General features: G+C 71.6%; 2 protein-coding genes. Both read left to right on the forward strand.

Annotated elements, in window-relative coordinates; genetic code table 11:
• The coding region (locus tag ACGF0D_RS44155) for a potassium-transporting ATPase subunit KdpA (protein WP_392926222.1) at positions 1-354 on the forward strand (354 nt) is incomplete at its 5' end.
• On the forward strand, positions 354-1,908 hold a 1,555-nt coding region (gene kdpB / locus ACGF0D_RS44160; protein ID WP_392926224.1), incomplete at its 3' end, for a potassium-transporting ATPase subunit KdpB. The genes ACGF0D_RS44155 and kdpB, both read left to right, overlap by 1 nt.

Genomic DNA, 1,908 nt, shown 5'->3' on the forward strand with positions numbered 1-1,908 from the left:
CGCGCCGGGATGCTCAACTCGGGCGCCCACGGCTTCTCCGAGGTGCTGTACGCCTTCACCTCGGCCTCCAACAACAACGGCTCGGCCTTCGGCGGCATCACCGTCAACACCGACTGGTACGACACCGCGCTCGGCCTGGCGATGATCTTCGGCCGGTTGCTGCCGATCGTCTTCGTCCTCGCGCTGGCCGGTTCGCTCGCCCAGCAGCAGCCGGTCCCGGCCACCCCGGGCACCCTGCCCACCCACAAGCCGCTGTTCGTGGGCCTGCTGTCGGGCGTGATCCTGATCGTCGTCGGCCTCACCTACTTCCCGGCCCTGGCTCTCGGGCCGATCGCGGAAGGTCTGTCCTCCTGATGTCCACCTCCACGCTCAACCCCGCACCGGCCGACCAGGCGGAGGCCGCCGCGCCGCACAGAGTGGCGAGCGGCCTGCTCGACCCGAAGCTGATCGTCGCGTCCCTGCCGGACGCGGTGAAGAAGCTCGACCCCCGGGTGATGATCAAGAACCCGGTGATGTTCGTGGTCGAGGTCGGCTCGGTGGTCACCACCGTCGCCGCGATCGCCGACCCGTCCGTGTTCGCCTGGGTCATCACCGTCTGGCTGTGGCTCACCACGGTCTTCGCGAACCTGGCCGAGGCCGTGGCCGAGGGCCGCGGCAAGGCGCAGGCCGACACGCTGCGCAAGACCAAGAGCGACACCATGGCCCGCCGGCTCACCGACTGGCCGGCCACCGGCGCCGAGGAGGAGGTGCCCGGCACCGCGCTGAGGCTCGGCGACCACGTGGTGGTCGAGGCCGGCCAGGTCATCCCCGGCGACGGCGACGTGGTCGAGGGTGTCGCGAGCGTCGACGAGTCGGCGATCACGGGTGAGTCCGCGCCCGTCATCCGTGAGTCGGGCGGCGACCGCAGCGCCGTCACCGGCGGCACCAAGGTGCTGTCCGACCGGATCGTGGTGCGGATCTCCTCCGAGCCCGGCAAGACCTTCATCGACCGGATGATCGCCCTGGTCGAGGGGGCCGCCCGGCAGAAGACGCCGAACGAGATCGCGCTCAACATCCTGCTGGCCTCGCTGACCGTCGTCTTCCTGGTCGCGGTCGTCACGCTCCAGCCGATGGCCACCTACGCGGGTGCCCCGCAGACGATGATCGTCCTGGTCGCCCTGATCGTGGCGCTCATCCCGACCACCATCGGCGCGCTGCTCTCCGCGATCGGCATCGCCGGCATGGACCGTCTGGTGCAGCGCAACGTGCTGGCGATGTCCGGCCGCGCCGTCGAGGCCGCCGGCGACGTCAACACGCTGCTGCTCGACAAGACCGGCACCATCACCCTGGGCAACCGCCAGGCCGCCGAGTTCCTGGCCGCCCCGGGCGTGTCCACCGAGGACCTGGCCGGCGCGGCGCAGCTCTCCTCGCTCGCGGACGAGACCCCGGAGGGCCGCTCGATCGTGGTCCTCGCCAAGAGCGAGTACGGCCTGCGGGCCCGCGCCCAGGGCGAGCTGACGCACGCCACGTGGGTCCCGTTCACCGCCCAGACCCGGATGTCGGGCGTGGACCTCGACGAGGCCGGAGGAGTCCACCAGGTCCGCAAGGGCGCGGCCGGCGCGGTCTCCAACTGGGTCACGGAGAACGGCGGTTCGGTCGGCGCCGAGGTCTCCGCCCTGGTCGACGGGATATCCGCGGCCGGCGGTACCCCGCTGGTCGTCGCCGAGCGGATCGGCGCCGGGCCCGCCCGCGTCCTCGGGGTCATCCACCTCAAGGACGTCGTCAAGGAGGGCATGCGGGAGCGCTTCGACGAGCTCCGCCGGATGGGCATCAAGACCGTCATGATCACGGGCGACAACCCGCTGACCGCCAAGGCGATCGCGGAGGAGGCCGGCGTGGACGACTTCCTCGCCGAGGCCACGCCCGAGG

Origin of the sequence: Kitasatospora sp. NPDC048298 (assembly GCF_043201465.1) — a bacterium.
Taxonomy (GTDB): domain Bacteria; phylum Actinomycetota; class Actinomycetes; order Streptomycetales; family Streptomycetaceae; genus Kitasatospora.